At 65.8% G+C, this 25,168-nt stretch carries 26 protein-coding genes; 8 read left to right on the forward strand and 18 right to left on the reverse strand.

Annotated features, from left to right (window positions below):
* Nucleotides 1-123 precede the first annotated feature (123 nt).
* From AC3ENQ_RS13655 to AC3ENQ_RS13675, 5 genes are all read right to left on the reverse strand, one after another.
* Nucleotides 124-879, reverse strand: coding sequence for a dienelactone hydrolase family protein (locus tag AC3ENQ_RS13655; protein ID WP_045247061.1), 756 nt, complete (start codon nucleotides 877-879; stop codon nucleotides 124-126).
* Between the two features lie 207 nt (nucleotides 880-1,086).
* Entirely contained in the window at nucleotides 1,087-2,253 is a 1,167-nt protein-coding gene (locus AC3ENQ_RS13660) for an MFS transporter (protein ID WP_045247062.1), read from the reverse strand.
* 496 nt (nucleotides 2,254-2,749) lie between these two features.
* The gene (locus tag AC3ENQ_RS13665) at nucleotides 2,750-3,496 is read right to left on the reverse strand and encodes a hypothetical protein (protein WP_431805292.1); all 747 of its coding nucleotides are present in this window, start codon (nucleotides 3,494-3,496) and stop codon (nucleotides 2,750-2,752) included.
* A 101-nt stretch (nucleotides 3,497-3,597) separates the two neighbouring features.
* Nucleotides 3,598-4,956 carry an AAA family ATPase gene (locus AC3ENQ_RS13670; protein ID WP_431805293.1) on the reverse strand — a complete coding sequence of 453 codons (1,359 nt, stop codon included), beginning with the start codon at nucleotides 4,954-4,956 and terminating at the stop codon, nucleotides 3,598-3,600.
* Between the two features lie 156 nt (nucleotides 4,957-5,112).
* The gene (locus AC3ENQ_RS13675; protein WP_431805294.1) at nucleotides 5,113-5,865 is read right to left on the reverse strand and encodes an ABC transporter permease; all 753 of its coding nucleotides are present in this window, start codon (nucleotides 5,863-5,865) and stop codon (nucleotides 5,113-5,115) included.
* Between the two features lie 80 nt (nucleotides 5,866-5,945).
* Here AC3ENQ_RS13675 and AC3ENQ_RS13680 point away from each other — a divergent pair, with 80 nt between their 5' ends.
* Complete coding sequence (locus tag AC3ENQ_RS13680) at nucleotides 5,946-7,217, forward strand: COG4705 family protein (protein ID WP_431805295.1); 1,272 nt, start codon at nucleotides 5,946-5,948, stop codon at nucleotides 7,215-7,217.
* Between the two features lie 32 nt (nucleotides 7,218-7,249).
* Here the strand turns inward: AC3ENQ_RS13680 and AC3ENQ_RS13685 are convergent, their stop codons facing one another.
* From AC3ENQ_RS13685 to AC3ENQ_RS13695, 3 genes are read right to left on the reverse strand one after another with little or no spacing between them, the layout of a single operon-like run.
* Complete coding sequence (locus tag AC3ENQ_RS13685; protein ID WP_431805296.1) at nucleotides 7,250-7,978, reverse strand: SDR family oxidoreductase; 729 nt, start codon at nucleotides 7,976-7,978, stop codon at nucleotides 7,250-7,252.
* Nucleotides 7,975-8,406, reverse strand: coding sequence for a cupin domain-containing protein (locus tag AC3ENQ_RS13690; RefSeq protein ID WP_431805297.1), 432 nt, complete (start codon nucleotides 8,404-8,406; stop codon nucleotides 7,975-7,977). The genes AC3ENQ_RS13685 and AC3ENQ_RS13690 overlap by 4 nt, the downstream gene beginning before the upstream one ends.
* Nucleotides 8,406-8,729 (reverse strand): carboxymuconolactone decarboxylase family protein, encoded by a 324-nt coding sequence (locus AC3ENQ_RS13695; RefSeq protein ID WP_314853811.1) that lies wholly within the window; start codon nucleotides 8,727-8,729, stop codon nucleotides 8,406-8,408. Before AC3ENQ_RS13695 ends, AC3ENQ_RS13690 begins: the two co-directional genes overlap by 1 nt.
* A gap of 109 nt (nucleotides 8,730-8,838) precedes the next feature.
* Between AC3ENQ_RS13695 and AC3ENQ_RS13700 the strand changes: the two genes are divergently transcribed.
* Nucleotides 8,839-9,714: a helix-turn-helix transcriptional regulator gene (locus AC3ENQ_RS13700; RefSeq protein ID WP_431805298.1), complete on the forward strand. Its 876-nt coding sequence runs from the start codon at nucleotides 8,839-8,841 to the stop codon at nucleotides 9,712-9,714.
* A 33-nt stretch (nucleotides 9,715-9,747) separates the two neighbouring features.
* Here the strand turns inward: AC3ENQ_RS13700 and AC3ENQ_RS13705 are convergent, their stop codons facing one another.
* Nucleotides 9,748-9,876, reverse strand: coding sequence for a hypothetical protein (locus AC3ENQ_RS13705; RefSeq protein WP_314853809.1), 129 nt, complete (start codon nucleotides 9,874-9,876; stop codon nucleotides 9,748-9,750).
* Nucleotides 9,877-9,896: 20 nt separating this feature from the next.
* Nucleotides 9,897-10,652 carry a COG4705 family protein gene (locus AC3ENQ_RS13710; RefSeq protein ID WP_431805299.1) on the reverse strand — a complete coding sequence of 252 codons (756 nt, stop codon included), beginning with the start codon at nucleotides 10,650-10,652 and terminating at the stop codon, nucleotides 9,897-9,899.
* A gap of 183 nt (nucleotides 10,653-10,835) precedes the next feature.
* On the opposite strand from AC3ENQ_RS13710, the gene AC3ENQ_RS13715 reads away from it, so the two are divergent.
* Nucleotides 10,836-11,183, forward strand: a complete 348-nt coding sequence (locus AC3ENQ_RS13715; protein WP_488185864.1) for a hypothetical protein — start codon at nucleotides 10,836-10,838, stop codon at nucleotides 11,181-11,183.
* Nucleotides 11,184-11,357: 174 nt separating this feature from the next.
* A complete protein-coding gene (locus tag AC3ENQ_RS13720) occupies nucleotides 11,358-12,041 on the forward strand; it encodes a phosphatase PAP2 family protein (RefSeq protein ID WP_431805301.1) in 684 nt (227 codons plus the stop codon).
* Here the strand turns inward: AC3ENQ_RS13720 and efeO are convergent.
* Both efeO and efeU read right to left on the reverse strand, forming a co-directional pair.
* Nucleotides 12,034-13,260, reverse strand: coding sequence for an iron uptake system protein EfeO (gene efeO, locus AC3ENQ_RS13725; protein ID WP_431805302.1), 1,227 nt, complete (start codon nucleotides 13,258-13,260; stop codon nucleotides 12,034-12,036). The genes AC3ENQ_RS13720 and efeO overlap by 8 nt on opposite strands.
* Nucleotides 13,257-14,183 (reverse strand): iron uptake transporter permease EfeU, encoded by a 927-nt coding sequence (gene efeU, locus AC3ENQ_RS13730; RefSeq protein WP_431805303.1) that lies wholly within the window; start codon nucleotides 14,181-14,183, stop codon nucleotides 13,257-13,259. Before efeU ends, efeO begins: the two co-directional genes overlap by 4 nt.
* Nucleotides 14,184-14,380: 197 nt before the next feature.
* Between efeU and AC3ENQ_RS13735 the strand changes: the two genes are divergently transcribed.
* Together AC3ENQ_RS13735 and AC3ENQ_RS13740 are read left to right on the forward strand one after the other, a co-directional pair.
* Nucleotides 14,381-15,046 carry a response regulator transcription factor gene (locus tag AC3ENQ_RS13735; RefSeq protein ID WP_431805313.1) on the forward strand — a complete coding sequence of 222 codons (666 nt, stop codon included), beginning with the start codon at nucleotides 14,381-14,383 and terminating at the stop codon, nucleotides 15,044-15,046.
* Complete coding sequence (locus AC3ENQ_RS13740) at nucleotides 15,043-16,041, forward strand: sensor histidine kinase (RefSeq protein ID WP_431805304.1); 999 nt, start codon at nucleotides 15,043-15,045, stop codon at nucleotides 16,039-16,041. The genes AC3ENQ_RS13735 and AC3ENQ_RS13740 overlap by 4 nt, the downstream gene beginning before the upstream one ends.
* Nucleotides 16,042-16,189: 148 nt before the next feature.
* Here AC3ENQ_RS13740 and AC3ENQ_RS13745 read toward each other — a convergent pair whose 3' ends face one another.
* On the reverse strand, nucleotides 16,190-16,807 hold the full coding sequence (locus AC3ENQ_RS13745; protein WP_431805305.1) for a VTT domain-containing protein: 618 nt from the start codon (nucleotides 16,805-16,807) through the stop codon (nucleotides 16,190-16,192).
* Between the two features lie 126 nt (nucleotides 16,808-16,933).
* Here AC3ENQ_RS13745 and AC3ENQ_RS13750 point away from each other — a divergent pair, with 126 nt between their 5' ends.
* Both AC3ENQ_RS13750 and AC3ENQ_RS13755 read left to right on the forward strand, forming a co-directional pair.
* Nucleotides 16,934-17,326, forward strand: a complete 393-nt coding sequence (locus AC3ENQ_RS13750) for a zinc ABC transporter ATPase (RefSeq protein ID WP_431805306.1) — start codon at nucleotides 16,934-16,936, stop codon at nucleotides 17,324-17,326.
* 85 nt (nucleotides 17,327-17,411) lie between these two features.
* Nucleotides 17,412-18,197, forward strand: coding sequence for a metallophosphoesterase (locus AC3ENQ_RS13755; protein ID WP_431805307.1), 786 nt, complete (start codon nucleotides 17,412-17,414; stop codon nucleotides 18,195-18,197).
* A gap of 393 nt (nucleotides 18,198-18,590) precedes the next feature.
* Here AC3ENQ_RS13755 and AC3ENQ_RS13760 read toward each other — a convergent pair whose 3' ends face one another.
* The 5 genes from AC3ENQ_RS13760 to AC3ENQ_RS13780 form a co-directional block, all read right to left on the reverse strand.
* The gene (locus AC3ENQ_RS13760; RefSeq protein WP_431805308.1) at nucleotides 18,591-18,785 is read right to left on the reverse strand and encodes a hypothetical protein; all 195 of its coding nucleotides are present in this window, start codon (nucleotides 18,783-18,785) and stop codon (nucleotides 18,591-18,593) included.
* Nucleotides 18,782-21,202, reverse strand: a complete 2,421-nt coding sequence (locus AC3ENQ_RS13765; RefSeq protein WP_431805309.1) for a TniQ family protein — start codon at nucleotides 21,200-21,202, stop codon at nucleotides 18,782-18,784. Before AC3ENQ_RS13765 ends, AC3ENQ_RS13760 begins: the two co-directional genes overlap by 4 nt.
* Nucleotides 21,202-22,380, reverse strand: coding sequence for an AAA family ATPase (locus tag AC3ENQ_RS13770; protein ID WP_431805310.1), 1,179 nt, complete (start codon nucleotides 22,378-22,380; stop codon nucleotides 21,202-21,204). Before AC3ENQ_RS13770 ends, AC3ENQ_RS13765 begins: the two co-directional genes overlap by 1 nt.
* Complete coding sequence (locus AC3ENQ_RS13775; RefSeq protein WP_431805311.1) at nucleotides 22,377-24,527, reverse strand: integrase; 2,151 nt, start codon at nucleotides 24,525-24,527, stop codon at nucleotides 22,377-22,379. Before AC3ENQ_RS13775 ends, AC3ENQ_RS13770 begins: the two co-directional genes overlap by 4 nt.
* A 34-nt stretch (nucleotides 24,528-24,561) precedes the next feature.
* Nucleotides 24,562-25,168 (reverse strand): TnsA-like heteromeric transposase endonuclease subunit (locus AC3ENQ_RS13780; protein WP_431805312.1); only part of this gene is annotated, 607 nt, incomplete at its 5' end.

Raw genomic sequence — 25,168 nt, forward strand, 5'->3', positions numbered from 1 at the left:
TACTGTAGGTTCCCGCTCGAGATGGCGGAGGATGCCGGGATTCCACGGCAAATGGCAGTGATCTCGAGTTCGAGGTTCCACGCGAAACGGCAGATTCCTACAGTCCTCGATCCGTGGTGGACATCAATCACCTGTCGAGTCGAGATGGCGGGCGAAGAAGCGCGCGGCATCTTCGCTGGCGAATGAGGGGACGCCGGTGTGTCCGCCCATGTTGGCGTAGAGGGTCTTCTCGGTCGATGCGAAGGCATCGAAGAGATCGAGCGCCATCTGTCGATCGTTGCCCTCGTCATCCCATTGCAGCAGCCCATGGAGGGGGATCGTGATCCGTCGCGCTTCGTCCATGGTCGATCGCGGCACGTAGCTTCCGGCGAACAGGCCCGCGGCCGCAATGCGCCGATCGGTCGCGGCCAGGCGCACGGCGACCGCGATGACCCCGCCGGAGATGGCGACCCGATCCCCGATCTCCGGAAGCCCAAGCACTGCGTCGAGTGCGGCCTGCCACTCCGGCACTGCCCGCTCCACGATGGGAAGGATGAGCCGGTCGATGATGTCGTCATCGGGACGCTCGCCCACCGAGATCGCGCGCACGAGGTCGGCACGGGCTTGTTCCGCGCCCGGCAGCGGGTGCCGGTCTCCGGCACCTGGCAGTTCGAGAGCAACCGAGGCGAAACCCTGTGCGGCGGCGCTGCGTGCTCGGACCTCCAGACGGGGGTGCATGCGCCGTAGCCCGAGCCCGCCGGGCTGACCCAACAGGATGAGCGGAACGGGGCCGGCCGTCGACGCGGTGGGTGGTGTCCAGAGGATGCCGGGAATGTCGCCGAGGGTGAACTCGCGTTCGATGGGTCCCTGGTCAAGGCGGGTTTCGGAGGTGAAGTGCATGGTCGTGCCTTCCGGGAGTGCTGCAAGGATGCGGCGCTCCCGGGCGACCTATCGCCCGACCGTGACTCCCGTGGGGAGCACCCACGTCGATTCGTTCACGGGTACCACCTCCTCGAAACTCCTGCACGGACCCCTGAAAGCTACCAGCATCCGCGACACCATCGAAATAAATGTGTCGCCGACGCGATCGCTCAGATGCTCGCCATGTCACTGCTCCGCAGTCTCGGCCAGTGGGCGATCCCGACCTATGCGATCGATGGCCCAGGGGCCGAGGACCGTACCGCTCGCGATGACAGCGGAGAACACGAGGTACGCCGGAGCCCACCAGCCACCGGCGATCAACGCGCCTGCAGCGACCACCCCGATCGCGGCGCCGATCGTGTCGGCGTTCGCCTGCAGACTCATCCCGCGGGCGACGCGGTCGCCGCTCGCCTCCGAGACGAGGGTCTTCTGCAGAGGGTAGAGGAGGCCCAACGCGGCACACACGAAGACCCACAGCGCGGCTATGACGATCACTGGAGGGGAGACCGCCAGCGCAGCTGCGCTCCCCGCAGACGCGATGGACGCGGCGGCGTAGCCGGGTTTGCGACCCCATCGCTCGACGAGACCGTGCAGGAGGCGCGGGAGAATCGTGAGCGCGATACCGCCCGGCAGGTAAACGAGCGCGATCTGCCAGACCTGAAGGTTCAGGGCTTGCAGCTGCAGGAGCAGCGCCAGACCCACGCCCGCCTCGGCGGCGGTGACGAAGACGCCGAGCGCCAAGAGCGGTGCGAGTCGACGGACATGTCCGCGTGTTCCGCCCGCGAACTCTTCCCGCACGACGAGCGGTTCCTTCGGCACGAACAGAAGGCGCACCGCGGCGGCGATCGCCGCGGCGGCGAGTCCGATGAAGACGGCCGAGTATCCGTAGGATGCAAGGAGAAACATCGCGGGCGCCCAGAAGATCCAGGATCCGAGGGCCTCGGAGGACATCAGCCCTGCAAACGTCCCCGAGTCGTCCGACAGGTATTCGGCGGCGATGGCGCGCAGCGAGATCCAGAACAGGGGGCCGGCGACGCCGCCGACGGCAGCCGCGACGAACGCCATCCCGGGCGTATCCGCGAACGCGTAGAGCACGCAGCTGGCGCTGTAGAGGAACGCTCCGACCGCTGCGACTCGGGTGCGCGGTCGCGAATCGGCGAGATACCCGGCAACCGGTCGCATGAGCACCGATACCACCAGCTCCGCGGCCACCAGCCATCCGACCACAGACGTACTGAGCCCGAGCACCGCGCCCCCCCAGAGCGGAATAAGGAAGTCGAGCAGATCGACGGGGCCACTCAAGAGGGTCGCGGACGCCCCGATCGCGCGGCGGCGTGCGGAGGTCGTCGACATTTGACCACCCTAGGGGGATTCTGCGCTGGTACCCCCGTCGCAGCCGGCCCATTCGCAACTCGATCGATGCTCCGTGCCTCCGAGCCGCGTCGACCTGGGTAGCGCTCGACGCGCACACCGCCTTGAGGTCTCGCAACCAGCCGATGTGGATACCGCGCGGCTGCCGGCCCCTCCGACCACAGCACATAGACGCCTGCAAGCGGATCGTCTATCGTACAAGCGTAGGGACGAAGGTTGCTGCTTACGCTGGCGTCTCGAAGATGATCTCTCGGCCGTCTTCCTCACCCCACTGCTCGCCGTTCTCGACAGACCCGTATCCGTCATCTACTCTTGTAGGTTCCCGCTCGAGATGGCGGAAAATCCGAGGATTCCACGGTAGTTGGCAGCCACTCGGGGGGCAGAATTCCACGCGAAAGGGCGGATTCCTACTGGCGCGCCTTTAGGTCAAGAGCGGTCCGTGACATGTCACTGCTTATCTACCGCGAGCGAGCGGTGACTAAGCAGCAAGCTTGCAGTTGAAGGTGGCACGCGAATTCGCTACGCCCCAGTCGAGCAGTTCCTGATACCAGGGCACCACAGCCAATACCCCGCAGTCGACAGCGGACATGAACCCCGACCACAGGAAGTCTGCTCGAACGTTCACGCCGTGATCAACAAGAACTCGCGCCAGAGCTCGGAAGAGGTCATGGTCCCCGGCAAGCACCGCGACGTCAGTGCCTGCGTGCGACCGATGGCCTTCTATCTCGGCTTCCAGCTGCGCGGCAGTCAGCGTTGTGTCTGACCGCTCTATGACGAGCGTTGAGAGATCCGCCGCCGTCGGCACGATCGAAGCAAGACGGCCGAACGGAAAGTCCCTGAGATTGAGGTTGTAGCCCATTCTTTCGTTCACAATTCGGAGTGGTGCGAGGGCCGCCGCGAGAGAGATTGCAGCGTCGCGAATAGATGCGACGTCGAGAGTTCCTCCCCGACGCTCAACGGATCGACCGTAGCTCGCAATCACGCGGTCTAGAACCGCCGGATTCGTGAGCACCACGTCGATCATCGCGTCGTGGTGTTGAGAGGCGACGACGTTGGAGGGATAGCGCGAAGCTGGCTGAGTGAACCTGTCGTAGTCGGCGTCCACTAGGAACCGCACCCCCCGCACACCTCGCTGCTCCGCTTTCACTGCCGCTTCAAGCACCTTTGGCCTCCCACTCCCACCAATCAAGATCACGTCGCCGTCGTTGATGTGCTCCTTGATCATGAAGTGATCGTCGTCACCTTCAACCACAAGGATCAGGGAACTCGACCCTTGGCGCGCCATCGCCACTGTGCCGAAGATGGTCGTGGGCGTTATGGCCCCCCTCATGCGAAGGGAACCTCCTCCGGCCCGAGCGCAGTCGCCCTGTCCCAATCGTCATTGATGATTTGCGGTGAGTGAGTGGCGACAATGAACCGAAAGTCAGCCAACTCGGCAATCCGTTGCACATCCGGAATAAAGGCCAACTGCCAGACCACGTGCAGTGAGATCTCCGGCTCATCAATCATCACGAGGGCGCCGGCGGGCACGTTGAAGAGGAGATCGAACATGAGGATAATCTCGTGCTGCTCACCCGATGACAGCGAGTCAAGACTGATCGGCCGGTCATCGGACTGGTGCTGAACCGACAGCCCATCCTTCGCTGTGATCGCCAAGCGCTTTCGCAGCAGCCGGGAGTTCACAACCTCCTCGAGGAGTTCGACCTTCCGGAGCAACGCCGCAAAGGGAGCGAGCTTCTTCTGAGCATCATCGAGATAGAGATTCAGTAGGCGCAGTTCCCACTCCTCGAGCGGCCTATCGGGCAGTTCGAGCTCATCCGAGAGGTCTACTGAGGCGACGCGTCCCAGCCGGCTTCGAAAGTCATTCTGCTCTTCGTAGCGCCGGCGAACATCGTCGACGTGCGGCACGACGCTTACGCCCGACAGGACTCGCAGCGGAAAGTCTCGGTCCAACTGCTGAGTGATGGTCGAGTGTGCTGTTTGCGCGCTCGCGAGAAGTCCTTGCATCCGCGCGCCGTACTGCACGATCTTGGAGTCGACCCGTCTACGCGCGGGATGCCTCGGGGTCGCAAACCGATTCGTCTGCACCGAAGCAGTCCGAAGCCGTTGCGTCTCAATGAGATAGGTCGGAGTGGCGGCACGCAATCGACGAAACAGTTCTGGAAGCGGCCTGCCCGACTCGGAGCGGGACTGACGTCGATCGACGTCGGCGAACCTATCCTTCAACTCGGATATGTGAACCAGCTCTCCATCCTGGGCGTCCTCCCACAAGCCAGCTTCGTCATACCGTCTCCACGTCGTGTGGGCGTCGAGGTAGGACTCGAACTCGTCTTCCTCGAAGTCCCACGTCGCTGGTTCCTCGTCTGCCTTCTCGATCACAAACTGGAGGCGTCGCGAAATCCACTTTCCGTTGACCGCCACCATGGGCAGATCGATGCCGCGGACCTGGAGGATCGTTCCGTCCGAGTAGTAGAGCGCTGCCGTGTCAAATGGAAGTGCCTGGAGAGTCCCTCCGTCAATCTGCGACAGGGCCCGAATGATCTCCAAGAACTTCGTCTTACCGACGCCGTTGGGCCCGTAGACAATCATGAAATCGTCTTCCGCAGGAAAGGTGATTTCATGGGTGTACTCGCCGAGGACCTGTGTTGCGACAGCGCGAACGAGAGTTAGGCGTTTTCCAGTCACACTGCCACTATGGCAGTGCTCAACCAGATCAGCGACGAAGCGGATCAGTAGTCCGTCACGACCACAAGTTAACGACCGTCCCAGACCGGGCACACCTCTCGCGGGTGGCGACGAACGGCTCGATTTCCGACATCCGCGCATCCGCGCGGGCACGTCTCACGCCAGCACCGCTTTAGGCCGCGTACGGACGTCGCCCATCCAAAGGGCGATCAGCACTGCGGTGACCGACCCGGCGGCCATGATCGCGGCGAGCACGACGATCTGGAATCGACCGGCTTCGAGCGGGGAGATACCGCCGAAGATAGCGCCGACGAAGGCTCCCGGGAGGACGACCAGGCCTGTGGTCTTGGTCTGGTCGATCGAGGGGATGAGCGCGTCGCGCACTGCGCCGCGAGCGAGCGTGATCGTGGACTGACGGGGCTTCGCGCCGAGCGCCAACCACCCCTCGACTTCATCCCAGTGATCATTGACGGATCTCGTGAACGATCTCCCTGTCAAGGTGGCGATGCTCATTGAGTTGCCGATGATGATCGCCCCGATCGCGAGGGCGTACCGCGGGGTGAACTCCAGAGCACCGGTACTGAAGACGATCGACAGGGCGACGACAACCCCCGCCGCGATCGAGGAGGACATCATGCCGAAGTCGCGCAACGACCAGCCGATGCGACCCGTCGCCACGATGCTGGCGATGGTGAACATCACGACGAGCGCCACGGCGATCCATTCGGGGCTCGACACGATCCCCGTGAGAATCACGCTGATCACCGCGAGTTGAGCGGCGCCTCGAACGATCGCAACGGCGGGCTCCCAGAGCCGCGGAACACGGAAGAGCGCCAAGACGAGCGTGGCGACCACTGCGAGCACGACCACACCGACGAGAGACGCGGCGAGGTCGTCGGACAGGGTCACAGCCGGAGCCTACCGAAGGCATGAAACGAGCGGTCATCCGCTAAGAGACGGATTAGTCGCACCTTCGTAGCGTGCAGATCGTGACGAACAACACGACGATCGCGCCCGCTGGTTCCGGCCGCCGCGAGATGCTCAGCAAGGTGCCGGAGATCACGCTGTGGTTCTGGATCATCAAGATCCTCTGCACCACGGTCGGTGAGAGCTTCGCGGACTGGATCAACATGACCCTCGGCGTCGGCCTCGAGATGACCGCGGTCCTCTTCACGATCGTCTTCGCAGGCGTCCTCATCTGGCAGCTGTCGCTGCGACGATACGTGCCGGTCGTGTACTGGCTAACCGTGGTGGTGGTCAGCGTGACCGGCACCTTGTACACCGACATCCTGACCGATGTGCTCGGCGTACCTCTCGCAGTCAGCACAGCCGTGTTCGCGGGCGTGCTCGCAGTGGTGTTCGGAGTCTGGTGGGCCAGCCAGCGCACCCTATCCATCCACAGCATCACCAGCACCCCGCGCGAGTTGTTCTATTGGCTCGCGATCCTCGTGACCTTCGCGTTGGGGACCGCCGCCGGCGACTGGATCCTCGAGGTGACCGGCTGGGGTCCGGGTGTGTCGGTGCTGCTTCCCGCGGCGCTCATCATCGCGGTGATCATCGGCTGGCGCCTGGGCGCGAGCGCGACACTGTCGTTCTGGCTCGCCTACATCCTGACCCGCCCGTTGGGCGCGAACCTCGGAGACTGGATGGGCTTCCCGGCTGACCAGCAGGGTCTCGGGCTGGGAGTCGCTGTGACCAGCGCGATCTTCCTCGTCGCGATCATCGCTACTGTGATCTATCTGACGGTATCGCGCGCGGACGCCATCGACCCCGACAAACTGACAAAGCAGCCTTCGTGGGCGCGGAGCCCATGGTCGAGCCCGAAACGGGAACGGGCGATGCTCGGCTACTTCGGTGGAGTCGCTGTGCTCACCGCCGGCCTGCTGATCTGGGCGTCTGCGCAGCCCCACACGACAGCGGCAGCGAGCGAAGAAGGACCCGCGTCGACCGCAACTCTCGCACCCGGCGAGTCGGCGACCGCGGGCTTCCCCGCCGCAGACGTCAGCGAACTTCGGACGATCTCGCAAGACACCCTCGAAAAGGTGAAAGCCGGGGATCAGGCCGGTGCCGTGGCTCGCGTCAAGGACCTCGAATCAGCGTGGGATGCCGCGCAATCGGTGCTGAAACCCTTGAATCCGAACGGGTGGGCTGTGCTCGACGGGCTGATCGACGCGGTCCTCACCGAGGTGCGCGCCTCCAGCCCGGACGCGGTAGCGGAGGAGGACGCGCTGTCCACCCTGCTCTCGGCACTCTCGTCGTGACCGAGCCGACCGGCCCTGGCGGACAGCGACCCTCAGGGCTGGTCGGCGGGGCGCAGCAGGATCTCGTTGATGGCGAGGTGGCGCGGCTGAGCCAGAACGAAGCCGATGACCGCGGCGATCTCTTCAGGCTTGACGGTGGCCGCGGAGTATCCCTTCAGAACGGCTTCGCGTGTGGCGTCGTGGGTGATGTGCGAGGGGAGCTCGGTGTCGACGACGCCCGGTTCAATGAGGGTCACGCGCACGTTGGGGAGAAGTTCCTGACGGAGGGACTCTGACCAGCCGTTGAGCCCCCACTTCGTCGCCGCGTAGACGCCGTTGCGTGCGCGGGCGGTGCGCCCGGCGACGGACGACAGGTTGATGACGTCGCCGGGCGCTTCGCGCAGCTGGTCGAGGAACACTTCGGTCGCGGTGATCGCGCCGAGGAGGTTGATGTCGATCATGTTGCGGTAGTCGTCGCGTTGGGCGGACGCGAATGGGCCGAGGAGCATGATGCCGGCGTTGTTGACCAGTACGTTCGCTCCGCCGAGTTCCTGCTGCACGCGGTCGGCGGCTGCGACGAGCTGCTTACGGTCGGTGACATCGGCCTGGATCGGGAGTGCGCCGGCCCCCAGCTCAGCGGCGAGAGCCGAGATCCGGTCGGCACGTCGTGCGAGCAATGCGACCCGGTACCCGGCGGAGTGGAGGGCGCGGGCGGTTGCGGCGCCGATGCCGGAGGAGGCGCCGGTGATGACGGCAACCCGAGGGGTGGTGTTCTCGTTCATGGGTTGGAAGGCCTTTCGTTGTGGGTGAGAGCGGAGGCGTATTCCTCCGCGGTGATGTGTTCGGCCCACTTGACAGCGGAGTCCTTCTCAGATGGGGGGAGGGTGCTGACGGCGAGGTGTTCCATGAAGCTGTCGTCCGCGGCGCCGTGCCAGTGCCACTCTCCCGGCGGAGTGTGAACGCTCTGGCCTGGGCCCGCGATGATTGTCCGACCATCGCGGGTGTGCACTACGGCGGTTCCCTGCGTGATGTGGAGGGTCTGCCCATGGCGGTGGACGTGCCAGGCGGTGCGCGCGCCGGGGGCGAATCGGACCAGAGCAACTGTCGCGTATCCAGGCGGTTGGGGGCGGGCGATGGTGTCGACCCACACGTCGCCGGTGAATCGATCCGATGGTCCCCGCACCGTCGCGCCCCGAGGATCGATGTGCATCAGTCCGCCGGCTCTGCGAACACACGCTTCGCGACATGCACGGCCGACATCGCCCGAGGCCACCCCGCGTAGAACGCGAGGTGCACGATCGCTTCGACGAGCTCGGCGTCGGTGAGGCCGTTCTGTCGGGCAAGACGCAGGTGGCTTTCCAGCTGTTCCGTGCTGCCGGTGCTGATCAGGCTGGCGACGGTGACGAGGCTGCGATCGCGCGGAGACAGCTCCGGTCGCCTCCACACGTCGCCGAACAGCACCTCGTCGGTGAGGTCAGCGAGCTTCGGTGCGATGTCCCCGACGAGCTGCTGTGCTCGCGTCTTCTCGGCCATGACGATTCCCCTTTCCGCAACGTTCATCCATGGTCGCCCCCGCGCGGACCACGAGCCAGGTAACGCTGTCACCCCTCGCGAAAATCGCGGATATTCGTATGCTCGGCTCATGGACAACCGGTCGGAGGTCCGCGATTTCCTGATGACGCGGCGGGGACGTTTGACACCCGAGCAGGCTGGCATCACCCCGTTCGGAGGCGCTCGACGCGTTCCCGGGCTGCGTCGGGAGGAGCTCGCCATGCTCGCGGGCGTCAGCGTGGACTACTACGTACGCCTTGAACGCGGAAACCTGACCGGCGTATCCGAGAGCGTGCTGCACTCCCTGGCAGGCGCACTGCGACTCGACGACACCGAGCGTGCGCACCTGTTCGATCTGGCTCGAAACGCAAACAGCGTGGGGCTACGGCCCCGCACCTCGGTCACGAATCGGGTGAGGCCTGGGCTGCAGCGCCTTCTCGACTCGATGTCAGGCCCTGCGTACCTCCGCAATGGTCGGCTCGACCTGCTCGCGTTCAACACGCCCGGCCGCGCCCTCTACAGCCCCGTCCTCAGTAGCGCTGCGCAGCCTGCTAACACCGCGCGGTTTACCTTCCTCGACGCGGGATCCCATGACTTCTGGGACGACTGGGCTGCGATGGCCGACGGGCTGGTCGCCACGCTGCGCGCCGAAGCCGGCCGGTACCCGACGGACAAACGGCTCACAGACCTCATCGGAGAGCTCGCGACCCGCAGCCCTGATTTCCGGAGCCGCTGGGCATCCCACGAGGTGTATCGGCACTCCACCGGGGCCAAGACCTTTCACCACCCCTTCGTCGGTGAGCTGACATTGACGTTCGAAGCGCTGACCTTCCCCGCCGACGATGGGCTGGTGCTCGTCGCCTACGACGCGGAGCCCGCATCACGATCAGCAGATGCTCTCCGGCTGCTGATGGCGTTGACCTCTGCCCCTGTGGGCCCCGACGAGGGCTCCTGGCGGGAAGGTTGACCGCGTCCGGCGTGGCGAAGGAAGCGTGTGTGGTCAGTCGGCGAACTCGTCATCCTTGTCGTCGAGCTGGTCAGCGATGATCGCGGCCAGCTTGACCGCGCCGGCCAACACACCCGCGATGACCACTGCCCCGGCAATGACACCTGCCGCAATGCTCCACATGCGGAGACCTCCTAATTTCTTCACCCGACCCGCGCCCGCGGAGCTTCCCGGGAAGCCAGCGCCGTCGAGGTCTGTGGACGGACGTACATCACAGCGACAAGCACGATCATGATGATCGCGAAGCCGAGGGACACCCACCCCGACCCGACGCCGAGCCCCCCTTCGGCAGATGGCTTGCCGAGCCAGTCCGCGACCGACGCGCCGAGCGGGCGGGTCAGCACGTATGCGAACCAGAACGAGAACACGGCCCCCCAACGCCAATACGTGTACCCGACCGCCGGGAGCATGATCGCCGCGGCGAACAGGAAAACAGACGGCAGGTATCCGAGTCCCAGCCCCACTGCAGTGAGGTCGCCCACTGCGGTACCGAGCGCGAAGGTCCCCACGACAGCCGCCCAGTAGTAGAGCTCGCGACGAGTCGTGGTGATTTGGTGGACGGAAAGCGTCCGCTCGGTGCGCCACCAGAGCGCGAACGTTCCCGCAAGCACGACCGCGTACAGTGCAGCCGTCGCTGCGTACGACAAGCCGAGCACCACGTGCATGACGTCGGCGGCCATCGTGCCGAACACTCCCACTGCGGCCACTGCCAGCCAGTACACCGCGGGGACATAGCGGCCTCGCGTCAGCTGCAAGACCAGGGCCAGGGCGAAGAAGACGAAGCCGAGGAAGACCGCGACGACAGGATCCATGATGCGGATGGAGAAATCCGAGAGGGCCTCACCCAGAGCCGTCGAAGCCGCTTTCGTAGCCCAGAAGACGAGTGTCGGGTCCGGCACCCGAGAGACGCTACCGGGCTCGAGGGCGCCGGTCCGGGGACGGTAGGGAGTCATAACGCCGAGCCTTCGACCCTTCGTCTAAGTCACTTCTAAGAAAGTGCCGCTCGGCGACGGACTGCGACAAGTGACGATCGCGGGGCGCCTCGGACCAGACGCCCCGCGACCGGTAGGGACGAGATGACGATGGGGTTCGTCGTCTCGATTCAGTTGCCGCTCGACGACGAGGAGGCGTCGTCGTTGGTCTCCGTGTCAGTGTCCGCAGCCCCGCTGTCGTCGGCTGTTTCGGTGTCCGTATCGGTCGCACTGCTGTCGTCGGCTGTTTCGGTGTCCGTGTCGGCCGCACCGTTGTCGTCGGCAGTTTCCGTATCCGCGGTCGAGTTGCCGTCGACGGCCGCGGTGCCTGTGGCCGACGTGGAGCTCGCCGGCGCCGGCGTCGCTGCGCTGGCGGGCAGGGCGAGCGCGACACCACCGATCCCGAGGACGAGGGCCGCTGCACCTCCGCCGATACTCGCGATGAGGGTCTTCTTCTGAACAGTCATGTCATGTCTCCATTCCGCGGGCGATTGGTCCCGCATAACCTCACCGTGACGTGCGGCCTCTGATGAGCGTCAAAGAATCAGCCGCCGGCGGTCAGCGTTGAGCAGATCCATAGGCGCTGTGGGACTTCTCAGTGCTGCCTTAGAGCCGACGACGGAGAGTGCATGGATGCCGTCTTCACCACGCCGTTCCGCTGCATGGCTCAGCGTCTCCCTTGCCGCCCTCACCCTGGTAGCCGCTGCGGTCAGTGGTCTGCTCATCGTGGCGTCGCCCACATGGTCGGACGCGGAGGTCGGACTCGTGGGCCTGGTGCACGGGCTGCACAGCACTGCCGGCGACGTCGTCGCCTTGGCGATCAACTCGGCGTTCGGGGTCGGTGGAGCGATCCTTGTGTCGCTGATCGTGCTTTCTTGGATCCTATTGGCGACGCGCTCGTGGCAGGACACGGTGCGCGCGGGCATCGTGCTGGTTGTTCCGTGGGCGTGCGTTGAGGCGCTCAAGCTGGTCGTACGGCGGCCTCGACCAGACCCCGCGATGCTGCAGCCGATGATCGTCGCGGATCCAATGTCGTTCAGTTATCCGAGCGGTCACACAGCCTTCGCGGCCGCGTTGTGCTGTGCTGTGGTTCTCGTCGTGCTGCCCCGACGCGCGCGCGCATGGAGCGTGCCGTTGGCGGTGCTCGTCGTACTCGTGACGGCGTGGTCGCGTGTCTACCTCGGCGTTCACTACCCGACCGACGTGCTCGCGGCCGCAGTGGTCGTCCCTGTCGTATCGTTTGCAACTGCGCGCGCTGCCGCGGCGTGGCCTCTTCTGGCACCGCGGCACGTGACTGCGGTGAACCGGATCAGTTGAGAATCGTGCCCGTCAATCGGGAAAGGGGTTCCGCGAGCGTGTTGATCTGATCGACGAGCGCGCGCTTGTCCGCTGCGGTGAGATCGGTGTAAGGCACGAAGCCCGCACTGAGGGAACCGTGTGTTGCGAGTTCGTTCTCGAGAGACGCGAATCCCGTCTGGATCCGCTCGACAAGTGTGGCCCCCTGCGCGCCGGTTGCCGAGGCGAAGTCCTTCACGAAACAGAACGACATCTTGGCGCCCTCGACGTTCGCGGCGAAGTCGTAGAGGTCGGTGTGCGACCACCAGTCCTCTTCCCCGGTGATCTTCTTGGTTGCGACCTCATCGAGCAGGCTGATCGCTCCATTGGAGATCGCGGCGATGCCCTGACCGTCGAGAGCCGCCTGGAAGTCGTCTGAGTGCACGTAGTCGTACAGTTGGCCGATGTCGGCGACGAGGCGCTCGCCCAGTTGCGCGCGCTGTTCGGGAGTTGACGGGCTCCAGTTCTGCCATGCAGGGGTGACCTGATCGGCGTTGAGCGCATCAGCGGCGGGCACCCAGAGGTCCTTCTCGATGCGGTGGAAACCGGTCCACTCAAGATTCTCCGCGACAGCATCGACCTCGCGGTAGTCGATCTTGGGGTCGAGGTCACCGAGTGTGCTCGCGACCGGCTCGATGCGCTCATAGAAGGCGCGCACCTGCGGGAACTGTGCACGCGCGGTGACATCGTCGCCGGCCGCATACGCAGCGGCGAAGGCCTTCGCCGCCGGAAGCAGTTGCTCGACCTGATCCTTCACGAACGCAGCGTACAGATTCACCGCCTGCTGCTTCTGCTGCGCATCTGCACCGGTAACGGCGACCTGATCGCCGGTGACTGTGAACGCGGCACGCCCGATACCTTCGCCGACCATTCCTGGTTTGCACACGGTGAGGTAGTTGCCCGGTTGCGCGATGACGGTAAGCGTACGAGTCGCACCCGGTGCGATGTTCTCGATCTCACCGACGATACGCAGCCCGTCGGATGCGAGGAGGTAGAACTCGGTGACCTGAGTGCCGGTGTTGTTGACGGTGAATGCGAGAGTCCCGCTGGATGCGCCCGCAGCAGACACGCCACAGGTGTTGTCGTCGGAGGTCACGGTGAGCGCGTCGGCTGTGGTGGCAGCGTCCTTCGCCACACAGCCGGCGAGAGCGACCACCGCCACGGCAAGGGCGGTCATCGCCAGGGGGATGCGAGGGGTCATGATTCTCCGACGAGGTGAGGTACGGGCGAGGGCGAGGCTGCACGGGTGGAGGCTTGGCGGCGAAGTCCGCGCGCGAAAAACGATCCGACGATGGCGATGTATCCGGCCCACGCGATCACCTGAAACCACGACATGCGCGGCATAAATCCGACCGTCGCCTGAAGGACGGTGGCGAGAGTGCCGCCGGGTGCGATCGAGCCACTCAGATCGAACGCCCAGCCGAGCGGGAACCCGGCCCATCCGATGGCGACGGCACCGGTCGCAGGGTCGATAGGTGCACCCGCGGTGAAGGGGCCGGGGACGACGCCCGCTTCTTGCAGGTCTTTGAACGCGTACGCAAGAACGCCTGCTGCCGCGATCACCAGAATGGCGCCCGTCCACGCGAAGAACAGCCGCAGGTTCACGCGCACAAGCCCGCGAGTGAGCAGCCACCCAGCGATCACCGCGGTGAGGATCCCGAGAATCGCGCCCAACAGGGCTGCAGGCGCGTTCCCGAAGGACTGGACCAATGACCACAACAACAGTGTCGTCTCGATCCCCTCGCGGGCGACCGACAGGAACCCGAGCGCGACCAACGCCCACATGCCGCCGCGAGCGAGCGCCCGGTCCACGTCGCCCTCGAGCGTCGACTTCATGGTCTTCGCGGTGCGCTGCATCCAGAACACCATCCACGTCACCATCGCCACGGCCGCCAGCGATAGCACTCCACCGATGATCTCTTGCGCCTGGAAGGTGAGGGTGTACGCGCCGAAGGTGAGGATTGCACCGATACTCACGGCGAGAGTGACCGCCAGCCCGACGCCAGTCCACAGCCGCGGAAGCACGTCCCGCCGACCCAGACGAGACACGTAAGCGACAAGCATCCCGACCACCAGCGCCGCCTCGAGACCCTCACGCAGGCCGATCAGAAAGGTCGCGAACACGACGGCACACTCCGCAGATGAGGTCAGAGGGGGAAGCACCCGCCGAACGAATCGTCGACGAGGCAGGTAAGTCGAACCTCACCGGGAGGTCACGATATCCCCGCTCCCGTCGGCGTGCAAAGCCTTAGTGGGGCATGATTCGTTTCTTAGAGACGTCTCAGAACGGGCCGCGAAGGGTGGTGGTGTGGAGGATGATCATGGCCGATAACCGACCGCGTTTGCTGCTCGCCGAAGACGACCCTCAACTGGGACCCCTCATGGTGAGAGTCCTCGAGGAGGTCTACGACGTGACTCTGTGCGCGGATGGCGCCGAAGCGCTCACGGCGGCGCAGCAGGGCCTCTTCGACGTGCTGATCATCGACCGTCGCTTGCCTAACATCGACGGCGTTTCGATCGTGGAGTCGTTGCGGCGCGGAGGGGCGACGACACCGATGCTGATCCTCACTGCGCTCGGGACGGTGCAGGACAAAGTGCGTGGCCTCGATGCCGGTGCGAACGACTACCTGGTGAAGCCGTTCGAGTTCGAAGAGCTGTTCGCCCGGCTTCGCGCCATCCGCCGCGTCAGTGAGGGTGAGGGCCCGTTCGTGCGCATCGGCACGTGGGAGTTCTACCCCGATTCGCGCGCGGTTTACTCGCCTTACGAGGGACGCACCATCCTCACCGAACGCGAATCCGACCTGTTGCGGCTATTCGCTATGCACCCGCAGAGGACATTCACGCGCAATGAAGTCCTGCAGGCCGTCTTCGAAGCCACCGACACTCCCGGAACTGTCGACACCTACGTGCACTATCTGCGCCGCAAAACCGATCCTGAGATCGTCACGACCGTGCGCGGGCGCGGATACCGGCTGGGGTTGCTGTGAGAAAGGCAGCGCATCGCACCGACGCCGACGCACTGTTGGTGCGACGCACCGCGATCCGAGTCGGGTTGTGGATCACTGTCGCCGTCTCCGTCCTCGTCATCGCCGTGATGGTAGCCGCGATCAGCTTCGTGTTCCACCAGATCCCTCTTACCGCTCTCTTCGACCGGACTCGCCACGAAGAGATGATCGATGTCGGCGGGCTCGACATCATCGTGGGCGGCGTCGCCCTCGGGTTTCTCGCCATCATCCTCGCCGGAACACTCGGTCTCCTCGCCACCCGCCGCGCAGTAGCCCCACTCGTCGATGCGCTCGGCCGGCAGCGCCGATTTGTAGCCGACGCCTCCCACGAGCTTCGAACACCACTCGCGATTCTCGACACCCGACTGCAAGTGCTCGAGCGATCGATGCCCGCAGGAGACCCCAATCGAGAACTCGTCGACGAGCTCCGTGGGGACTCACGCAACCTGATCAACGTGGTGAACGATCTGCTCGACTCCATCGATGTCACATCGAGCGGAGTCGTCGCGTCCGAACCAGTCGCCCCCGTCATCGCCGACGCCGCCACCTCGATGCGACTGATGGCGCATGAACGAGGCATCCAGCTCCACGTTGACACCGTTCCCGCCGACCGCAGCGCCGCCATCCCGCCGACGAGTCTTCACCGAGCTCTCGTCGCGCTAATCGACAACGCCGTGAAGCACTCGCCCGACGGGGGAACAGTGCTCGTCACCACCAGCACGAGTCGGAGTGACACCTGCATTGCTGTACGCGATCACGGGCCCGGCATTCAAGGGATCGATCCCGAACGCGTCTTCGATCGTTTCGCGCGGTCCTCGCTCGCGGTCGACGGCGGGGGCTCCGCGAGTACAGGATTCGGTATCGGACTCAGCCTCGTACAAGACACCGTCGGCCGGTTCGGCGGTACCGTCGAGGTCACCAGCACCTCTGAGGAGGGAACGACGATCACCATGACGCTCCCGCGCGGCCGCCGATAGCTGCCCCATCGGGTCTTCTCGTGAAGGCAGTCGGGCCTACGGTCCCGCTCTGCGGTCGCTGCCACGCTCGAGCACGGCCGCGCCGGAATCGTCGAGAATTCCGACGTCGATTACCCCCGACAGCCTGCAGCCTCTCGCCAATGGTTCGCTATGAACCCGACTCCACTCGGGCTGAGCGGCGGCCCCGGCGCGACCCCAGCACCGCAGTCACCGCCACCGGCGCAACAGTGACGACAACGATGCCGAGCATGATCCACTCAATGTTGGCCGCCACCCATGGAATCGACCCCAACAAGAATCCCGACAAACCGAGCACACCAGCCCACACGACTCCGCTGACGATATTCCACCGTGTGAAAGCAGCTCGAGTCATCGCCGACATCCCCGCGGCCGGTGCGACGTACGTACGGACGATCGGAACAAACCGAGCCAGCACAATCGCGAATGCGCCCCACCGCGCGAAGAATCGCTCGGTTTCGACCAGGTAGCGCCGCTTCAGGACACGCGCATCAGAACGAAACAGCTGACGGCCGTACCGCCGTCCCAAAGTGAATCCGACCTCACCACCAAGGATCGCCGCTGCGCCCGCCACCCCCGCCACGACGCTCCAATGGACGCCGATCGCCGCGGCGATGATGGCACCCGCGAAGACGAGGCTGTCGCCCGGGAGAAATGGGAACAGGATCCCGTTCTCGACGAAGACGATCAACGCAATGAGCACGAGCGAGAAGACGCCGAATCCGGCCAGCACATGAAACAGATCCATCTGCGCGAGCTTCCAGCGCGGGCTCTAAGAAGCCTCGAAGATCGACTACTCCGTCGCATCGAGTCCTCCCCGTAGACGACACCGGACGATGGTGAGAGACTTCTCTGTTCTGCGCGAGGAGGAAGCATGGACACTGACGGGACAGCGGCCGGGGGCTGGGAGGAAATCATTCGCGGACTGATCGCTCGGGCGACCGAGTCGGCCCCGACCGAGCCCGGCGTGTACCGGATGCCGTGCGGTGAGTGCGTGGTCGACTTCTTCATCACCGCGGAGGGCGAGGAGCACTGGCTCGTCGCCGGCGACGAACGCTCCTACACTCGGGAGACCGTCGCGATCGCCCGACACGGAGACTACCCGTGGGAGCGTCTCTACACGCTTGCCGACGCGGCCGAGGAAATCGCGAGACTCGCCGCTGCGAACGGTGGCGGCATCGACCGAATGCTCAAACAGCTGGTCAGAACGGACGACGACCGCGAGGTCGAGCGCAGGGTTCGTGAGCTCGAGGGGGATGAGCAGTGAACCGCTCGAGGATGTTGCGGTGCGCTTCGAGGTCGACCGCGATGAACTCTAAAAGCAGCCGTAACCGCGAACGTGGAGAGCAGCTATGACCGAGTATCCATGGTTCGACTTCGACCAGATCGACTTCGTCACCTCGGACCAGCATTTCAGCCACGCACGCATCAGCGAACTCGCCGAGCGGCCGTTCGCGACCGTGGAGGAGATGAACGCGGAGCTGGTGCGGCGGTGGAATGAGGTGGTGGGACCACACGACTCCGTGCTCCATCTCGGTGATCTGGCGCTCGGGCCGATCGAGGAATCCGTCGGTCTCACCGTGCACCTAAACGGGCGACGGTTCCTCGTCCCGGGCAACCACGACCGGGTTTCGCCGGCAACACAGTCCAAGCGTGCAATCGAAAGGTTCACGCCGCTGTATGAGGCTGCCGGGTGGAGTGTCCTCCCCGAGGTGATCGAGGGCACCCGCCGCGGGTACCAGATCCTGGCATCCCACTACCCCTACAGTGGCGACTCACACGGCACCGACCGGCATACGACCCACCGCCCACGTGTGGACGATGGTGTTCCGCTGCTGCACGGTCACACTCATGCTCGCGATCATGGCCCGCGCGGGCATGAGTTCCACGTCGGCGTCGACGCGCACGACTTCACGCCTATCCGCTTCACCGTCATCGACGAGTGGATCCGCAGCCTCCCGGGCATCGAGACGCGGCTGCAGACTGCGGCCCGTGAAGCGCGCACGGTGCTCGCTGGTGTCGTCGACAGCGAGACGCCCGGTTCGGACGCGCTGTTCTACATGCAGGGGTACAACGAGCTCGTCATTGTTCTTGCGGAGCTTCTCGACGCGCTCCCCCACGACGAACCGAACGGGTAGACGGGAACAGGTCATTCGCGGTCGGGCCGGATCGAAGAGTGCGTGTCTCAGTTCGGTAGCGCACCCATCCCTGCCTGCGCCAATGCACCATCACAAGGCTCCAGACCGCCCGTGACGACCACGCCTCCTCACGATCGACGCGATTGGGGTCTTGTGTGGCGAGTTCGGTGAACAGCTCACGGAACGTCGGCGGTTCGCCGTGCTCGCGGGTGTACCGGTGGATGATCTTCACAGCGCGGCGCGCCCACCTCGGCGCGGTCTTCGCTGACGTGAGCTCGGTGAACAGCGGCGCCAGGTCGGGTACGGACCACGGCTTCTCGGTCCACCCGGAGTTGTTCCACTGCATCGTGTCGTGATGAACGACTGGATCGCCGCCCTCTGGAGCGTCGGGGCTCATGGCCGCGTCTCGCAGTCGACGGACATGCCCAGTGAACCAGCTGGTGTGGTCGGCGGAGAGCTGCGCTCAGTCTGCGATCCGGCGTCCTCCATCACGGCCATCAACGGCGCGGTGTACCTCTCCCCCGTCACCTTCATGCGCTCCCGCGCTGCTTGCTGCAGACGACGTGAGGTCCGCTTCTTCTCGGTCATGACGCCTTCCCTTCTTCGGTCGGAAACGTGGCTTGGGGTCGAGGGTCGGCGGCGAGGGCTCGACGGAGCTTGCGCGCCAGCCTCGCACCAAGTGGGGTGAGGCGCATCGGCCTGTTGCGTGCCGCGGGAACGAACAGATCCCCGCCGGCGTCGGCGCCGAGGCTGGCGAGCTGGGCGCTCAGTGAGCTTTGGGTCGTGCGGATGGTCGCCGCGGCGGCGCGCACGTTGTCGTGCTGCGTGGCGATGAGGAACCGACGCGCCCGTTCGATGGGGTGCCGGCCGACGAGTGCGCGCTGCAGCAGCCGTGACCGGCCGGCCAGTGGGTGAGGGGTGCGGTCGTGTGGGCCGGGTCGCATCGCGATGCCCGCCGCTTGGATGCGGTGCGCGATCGTGGGAGCGCTGCAGCCGACGAGCGCAGCGATCTGTCGCAGCGTCATCCCTTCCTTCTCGTACCGCTCTCGCAGCCAGTCGTCGTCGATGACGAAGGTGATGGGCCGTCCGCGGCGGAGGGTGCTGTTGCCGTCGGCGAGCACACGCGACACCGTCTGCCGCGATACTCCCGTCCGCCGCGCGAGCTCATAGGTGGTCACGCCGTCACGGTACTGGGCGACCAGTTCGCGGCCGCGAGATGGTGTGTCGAGTGCGCCCCGCGCGGGTCTGGCCGTCGCCCAGTCACCGACGCCGTCGCTGCCGGTGGCGGCCGGTTGCGTGTGCGTCACCAGCGGCGGCGACCAACTGAGCGGCTCGTCGATCCCTCGGCCGAGCAGAAAGGCGCGGCCGACTTCGGCCAATTCGCGGCGCACGGTGTCCGGCAGCGTCTTCGTGAAGGTCGTCACCGTCCGCGGAGACAGTCCGGCCGCGTCCCATGCTTTCGGTGCACAGCGCATCGGGTTCCCTGTGATGGCTCGGTAAAGGTGAGCGCGCGCGTTGCGGTGCCTGGCGCCGGAGCCGGGTCGGACATTCAGCCGGGCGCAGATGCGATGCCATTCCTCTTCGGGAAGCAGCTCGGCACAGTCGAGCCTGCGGCGACGTGCATAGTCGATCCGCGTCTCGTGCGCGTCGAGGTAGGCGGCGAGGTTGAGGATCGCCGCGAGTGCGGGCGTCTCCGCTGTGGGCCGGCCGAGTTCGCGCATCACGTGAGTGACCTGACGGATGGGTGCCGTCGGGTCCAAGAGGGCGAGGGCAGCGGAGTGGGTCAGGCGCGTGCCGGTGAACACGACGGCCGCGGCCAGCGCAGACGCGGCGACGTCGCTGTGGATGCGGCGTGGGGCGAGCGCGTTCGTCCACTCATCCCAGAGTTGCGCGGGCACCTTTCGTGCCCCCGCTTCGGGGTCCACGTCCGAGGTTGGCGCAGCCTGCAGGAACAGTGTCGGTCGCCGGGTGCGACCGAGCGACGCTGCGATCAGTCTCTGCAGCTGCGGCGTCTGACCGGTGTACGACGTGCTTACCGCGAGCCGCCCATTCAGCAGCCGCACGGCACGATCGGCGTCTTCCAGGGCGGCGATCGCGACCGTCGTCCCGATCGCGCCGCCGGCCGCTGTCGGCGGTCCCGCCCACGTCCACTCATGCCCATTTCGGGGCACCGCCGCGAGGAGTTCGGTTCCCAACTCGGGCATATCGATGGTGCGTCCGTCGCAGAGTGCGACGCCTGCGGCTCGGGTCAAGAGGCGGATGTCTTCGAGGACGGTGATTGCGGGTTGCGGGGCGTCCGCGTAGATCCCGAACCGGCCCACGCCGCTGGAAAGGATCTGCATCATGCGGCGCTGCGCGTGGAGCGCCGCGTCGGGTGCGGCGATGCGTTCGGGGTGCGCGGTGAGGTCGCCGCGACAGCGACTCGCGATCGGTCCTGTCCCGGCGCCAGCGACGGGGCCATGACAGTGTCCGGGGTCCGGGATCCCGGCGAGCGGGTGCCCGGTGCGACGCGGCGGGCGGTGACACACCGGGCATTTGTCCGCGAGGATGCGGCGGTGCCTGACGCACGCGAAGGTGAACGGGAACTGCCACGACATCCGCCACCTGCCGCCGGAGTCCGCCAAGCATTCCGGGCAGTACCGTCCCGCCATGCCGCCGACGGGGCAGCGGAAGCTGATCCGTCCCTGCCGGGTGTAGCGGATCGCGTGCCGCGCGAACCGCATCCGCGTCATCTCCTGGAACTGCTCCGCCGGGATCCCTGTCGATCTCTCCAGCCGCGCCGCCTGGTCGTCGGTGAGCTCGGTCGCCCATTGCGCTGCCATCCACGATGTCGCCGACACAGCCCGGCCGCCCTCCTGCTCCACCAGGCCGAGCGCGCAGGCCATCTCCGCGATAGTCGCGCGGGTCGCGGCCGCGGAGGCCTCCAGCCAGGAGTCGAACGGCTCGTCCGGCAGGGGGCGGACCCGGAACGGGAGGACACGCACGTCACCGGCTGCCTCGCTCATCAGGCCGCCTCCTCACCAGTCGCCTGGGAGTCGTCGTTCTTCAGGCGGCGTCGGCGCCGATCGCGGCGTGCCCGATCCTCTCGGTCGTGCTTGGCCTGCAGCTCGGTGCGCTCCGTTTCGGCTCCTTCGTCGATGCGGATGTCGTCGAGGAGCTGGCGGTCGATCCGTTCCGCACCGGTGCGGATGGCGCGGGACGCGCCGCGGCGGATGAGGTCCATAAGCGATCCGATGTTGCCGGTGGTGCGGGCGAACAGGTACCGCGACATGTCGACGAGCATCCCCTCGTGCGCGTCGGCGAGCACGAGGGCCTGTTCGATGTGCCAGAGCAGACTGTCCCACTCCTGGCGGGTCTGCTTGGTGCGCAGGCTGTAGGGGTCGAGGCTGAGAACGGTCCAGCGCCGGAACGTCTGCGCCATCGCCGCTTCTTTCCCGCTCGCTCCCTCGCCGACGAGGCCGCGTTCGCGGAGCGCGACGCCGGCGAACAAGAAGGTGGCGCTGTACTCGTTGGACAGCCATTTCAGCTGGTTCGCGACCTCGACTCCGTCGCGGGTGCGCATCTGGATGAAGTGCAGGTCGTCGATGATCACCAGGCGGGTGTCGTGCCGTTCGATGCAGTCCGCGGCCGCCCGCGCCAGATCCCGGCCGGCCATCGAACGGTGCAGGATGCCCGCGGTCGCGGGGTGTGCGTAGAACCCGAGGATCATCATGTGCAGACCCTTGATCGTGAGCCTGCCCGGGACGGTAATGTGGCACACCGGCAGGTGGAGGATGTCGTGATACTCGTCGAGGTACTCACCCACCTCCGCGATCCGCTGCCGGTGGAAGTCGCGCCCGAAGGTGTTCACCACCGTCGACTTCCCGAGGGCCGGCGGGGCGTCGAGGGCGGCGGCGGATTTGACCCGATCGGAGTCCTGCAGGTTGCTGTCCAGGATGTCACCCAGTTGCAGGTGCACGCCGTGCACCTGCCGGGTCCGCAGCAGGATGTTCGCGTGCCACGCCCGACGCTCCGCGTTGTACTTCGCGAACGCATCCGGGTCGAGCGCTCCGAGCTGCTCCAGGGTGAGCAGCTCGGGCTTGTTCCGTGGGGGACGTTCGGCGAAGTCCTTCCACCCCTCATAGGTGGATAGGCTCCGCTGCCGGCGGGGCGCGTCGTGCTCGCCTGAGACTGTGGTGGTCATTGGATCATCTCCATCGGCTCGAAGTGGTAGTCGGATCGGATCGTGGGTTCGTCGATGTCGTCCTCGTCGTCGTCATCGCCCGTTTCGGGGATGTCGACGCGTTTGCGTGGGTCCCGGACCTCGCCGGTGAGCTCCCGGCCGAGGTCGGTGGTGGGGTTCAGTTCGGCCTCGAGCATCCGCTGCACGGTGCGCAGCGACCACACACCGTCAGAAGCGGGATCTTTCTCGTTGAGCTGCGCGGCCATGCGGGAACTCATCCGCCGCTCCGACGGAGTCAGTGCGCGTCCCGCACCCCAGTCCTCGAGCAGCTGCGCAGCGACATCGTCGACCTGGGAAGGGCGGCCCTGTCGGATTGCGATCTTCTTCGCATACTCCAGCGCGTCGAGGCTGAACGGGGTGTCGAAGGCTCCCTTGTGCTCCCACTCGAGGGTGTGCCAGGTGCCGTCCTCGGGGTCGTGGAAGTAGATCTGCGTCAGGTCGTCGGGGTTGACCACGAACGGCCACTCCGTGCCCTTGTCTCGGTAGATCGATCTGGCACGGTTGCGGTACTTCGCGACCGAGTCTCCGGTGTAGCGCAGCTTGTGGATCTCAACGCCGTAGTGGTTGAACTGCCGTTTCACGACCGGGAGCAGCTCAAGCAGAACGCTCCGGTCAACAGGCATCCGCAGTTGCCCGGCAACGGCGAGCCCCTGGTCGTATCTCTCGGCCGGGCTGAGCTTGACGCCGGGGAGGCGGGGATCCTCGAGAGAGTCGTGGGGTCGGAGGTGGTAGACCGTCGCGACCCACTCTCGGATGATCTGCTCCAGTTGCGGGACGGTGTAGACCGCGTCGGCTTCGACGTCGTCGCCGCGTCCTCCGACGTCCGCGCCCTTGTAGCCGGGGAGTTCTTGGAGGAACGTGTCGAGGGTGCGGAAGAACCTCTCGACAGGGCTCTTGTCGGTGGGCTGGTAGACGCGCGCCGGCTGGATGGATATGCCCAGGCGTGCGCACGCGCTGGTCACATGCTCCGAGAGGTACGGTGCGCCGTGGTCGACGATGATCGTGTCGGGCAGGATCCCCGCACGAACGAACCGCGGGACGCGGATGCGCGTCGGGTCGACGAGCACGGAACCGGCGACGCCGTGGAAAGGCCATCGTGCGCTCGTGCCCCAGTCCGCGGGTGTGTCGAAGGGTTGGCATGCTTCCATGAGCACCCCGGAGACGTCGATGGATTTCGTGGAGCCGGGCGTCAGCCGCATGCCGAGGATGCAGCGGGAGTAGAGGTCGATCGCGACGGTGAGGTCCGCGGCGACCCACTTGCCCGTCACCGGGGCCACGGCAAAGACGTTCAGCGGCGTCGTGTCGAGGAGGACGTACTGGCCGGGCGCGGTGGCGTGCAGGCGGCCGTAGGGAGCGGGCGGCCGGTTTGCGTTGGAGCGCTTGCGTTTGGTGCTCCCGGAGAAGGTCGCGCGGCCTCGGGAGAGCTCGTCGAGGATCTTGTATGCGGCGCTGCGTGAAGGGGCGGCGACGATACCTGGCCCGTGTGTGCGGTCGGCTCGGGCGTTGACTCTCGCGATGATGATGCTCTTCGCGACCTTCGATTCCGGCGTCTGCTCATCGATGACCTCGCGTGCCGCCGTGACCCAGCGGTCGTCGAAGTTGGCGAGCGGGTTTCCGGGCTGCGCCTTGCGGTGATCGATCAGTCCGATCTCGCCGGCGTCTTTGTATCTCGCCACCCACCTCGCGACGGTCCGGCGGCCTTTGCCGAGCTCGAGCGCCTTCGCCGCGATCCGCTCTTCGATGCGACGCTCCGGATGGTAGGCGAGCTTCGGTTCGCCCTCACGCGCGATCTCGGCCGCCCCCGACCGGTAGCCGGTGAGGACCTCTCGCACATGATCGGCGCGCTCGGCGGACACCGCACGAGCCGCGCCGCTGGCATCGGCCCAGACAACACCCAGCGGGGGCGCGTCTTCATCGCGACTGTCTCCGGGGATGCGTGTCGTACCTCCCTCAGCGCGGGGCCGCAGGAGGTCGATCATCCGCAGGCGCCGAACCTGGCCAGTTCGAGTGCGGACGATGACCGCACCATCGCAGATCTCCGCAACTGTGCAAGCGTCGCCGTCGTAGACGAAGTCCACGCCGGGTTTCAGGGTCCACGTGCTGCTCATCGCTATCTCCTTCAGGTGTTGAGGTGGTGTTATCTCAGGCCCGCGTCACGATGCTCGTGCCGCTCAGAAGTCGAGTCAGGTCAGTGCTCAGCCGCCGCGTCCACAGCAGATGCAGGACGAGCGCGCGTGCTGCGAGAAGCCCTTCGACGACGGGCGCGATCGCGCGCACTGCTTCGCCGAACGCCATGGGCGATCTCAGCTCACCGAGCGCGGCCGTGATGTCGCCGTCGGCGAACTGGAAGGGTCGGCGGTAGCCGGCAAGGAACTCGACGTTGCGTAGCAACACCTCATCCGGCTCGGATTGGACGCGGTACTCCCACCCGTGGGGTTCGATCACGCGCCGCGACCAGCTCAGCGAGTCACGCACCTTCGGGATGGTGAGCTTCGCGGCGGGCTTCACATCCACCACGCAGACGGTTTGGTCCGCGTGGACGATCAGATAGTCGGGAATGTGGCGACGGCGTGTGCCCTTGTCCTCCCCCTCGAGGAGGAACGGCTGAGACAGGATCCAGTCGACGCGAGGGTCGAAGTCGGCCAACAGCAGGTTCGCGTACTCGAGCCGCGACTCGTATCCGACATGCGATTGCATGGTTGCCGACCAGTAGCTGCCCGAGAAATGCCGCTGCCCCCGGTACCAGCGG

The sequence above is a fragment of the Microbacterium sp. bgisy203 genome, assembly GCF_057706945.1.

Coding starts and splice junctions, on each gene's coding strand:
- AC3ENQ_RS13655 (WP_045247061.1), bottom strand. CDS start 879: ATGCACTTCACCTCCGAAACCCGCCTTGACCAGGGACCCATCGAACGC.
- AC3ENQ_RS13660 (WP_045247062.1), bottom strand. CDS start 2,253: ATGTCGACGACCTCCGCACGCCGCCGCGCGATCGGGGCGTCCGCGACC.
- AC3ENQ_RS13665 (WP_431805292.1), bottom strand. CDS start 3,496: ATGATCAAGGAGCACATCAACGACGGCGACGTGATCTTGATTGGTGGG.
- AC3ENQ_RS13685 (WP_431805296.1), bottom strand. CDS start 7,978: ATGAACGAGAACACCACCCCTCGGGTTGCCGTCATCACCGGCGCCTCC.
- AC3ENQ_RS13690 (WP_431805297.1), bottom strand. CDS start 8,406: ATGCACATCGATCCTCGGGGCGCGACGGTGCGGGGACCATCGGATCGA.
- AC3ENQ_RS13695 (WP_314853811.1), bottom strand. CDS start 8,729: ATGGCCGAGAAGACGCGAGCACAGCAGCTCGTCGGGGACATCGCACCG.
- AC3ENQ_RS13700 (WP_431805298.1), top strand. CDS start 8,839: ATGGACAACCGGTCGGAGGTCCGCGATTTCCTGATGACGCGGCGGGGA.
- AC3ENQ_RS13705 (WP_314853809.1), bottom strand. CDS start 9,876: ATGTGGAGCATTGCGGCAGGTGTCATTGCCGGGGCAGTGGTCATCGCG.
- AC3ENQ_RS13715 (WP_488185864.1), top strand. CDS start 10,836: ATGGGGTTCGTCGTCTCGATTCAGTTGCCGCTCGACGACGAGGAGGCG.
- AC3ENQ_RS13720 (WP_431805301.1), top strand. CDS start 11,358: ATGCCGTCTTCACCACGCCGTTCCGCTGCATGGCTCAGCGTCTCCCTT.
- efeO (WP_431805302.1), bottom strand. CDS start 13,260: ATGACCCCTCGCATCCCCCTGGCGATGACCGCCCTTGCCGTGGCGGTG.
- AC3ENQ_RS13735 (WP_431805313.1), top strand. CDS start 14,381: ATGGCCGATAACCGACCGCGTTTGCTGCTCGCCGAAGACGACCCTCAA.
- AC3ENQ_RS13745 (WP_431805305.1), bottom strand. CDS start 16,807: ATGGATCTGTTTCATGTGCTGGCCGGATTCGGCGTCTTCTCGCTCGTG.
- AC3ENQ_RS13750 (WP_431805306.1), top strand. CDS start 16,934: ATGGACACTGACGGGACAGCGGCCGGGGGCTGGGAGGAAATCATTCGC.
- AC3ENQ_RS13755 (WP_431805307.1), top strand. CDS start 17,412: ATGACCGAGTATCCATGGTTCGACTTCGACCAGATCGACTTCGTCACC.
- AC3ENQ_RS13760 (WP_431805308.1), bottom strand. CDS start 18,785: ATGACCGAGAAGAAGCGGACCTCACGTCGTCTGCAGCAAGCAGCGCGG.
- AC3ENQ_RS13765 (WP_431805309.1), bottom strand. CDS start 21,202: ATGAGCGAGGCAGCCGGTGACGTGCGTGTCCTCCCGTTCCGGGTCCGC.
- AC3ENQ_RS13770 (WP_431805310.1), bottom strand. CDS start 22,380: ATGACCACCACAGTCTCAGGCGAGCACGACGCGCCCCGCCGGCAGCGG.
- AC3ENQ_RS13775 (WP_431805311.1), bottom strand. CDS start 24,527: ATGAGCAGCACGTGGACCCTGAAACCCGGCGTGGACTTCGTCTACGAC.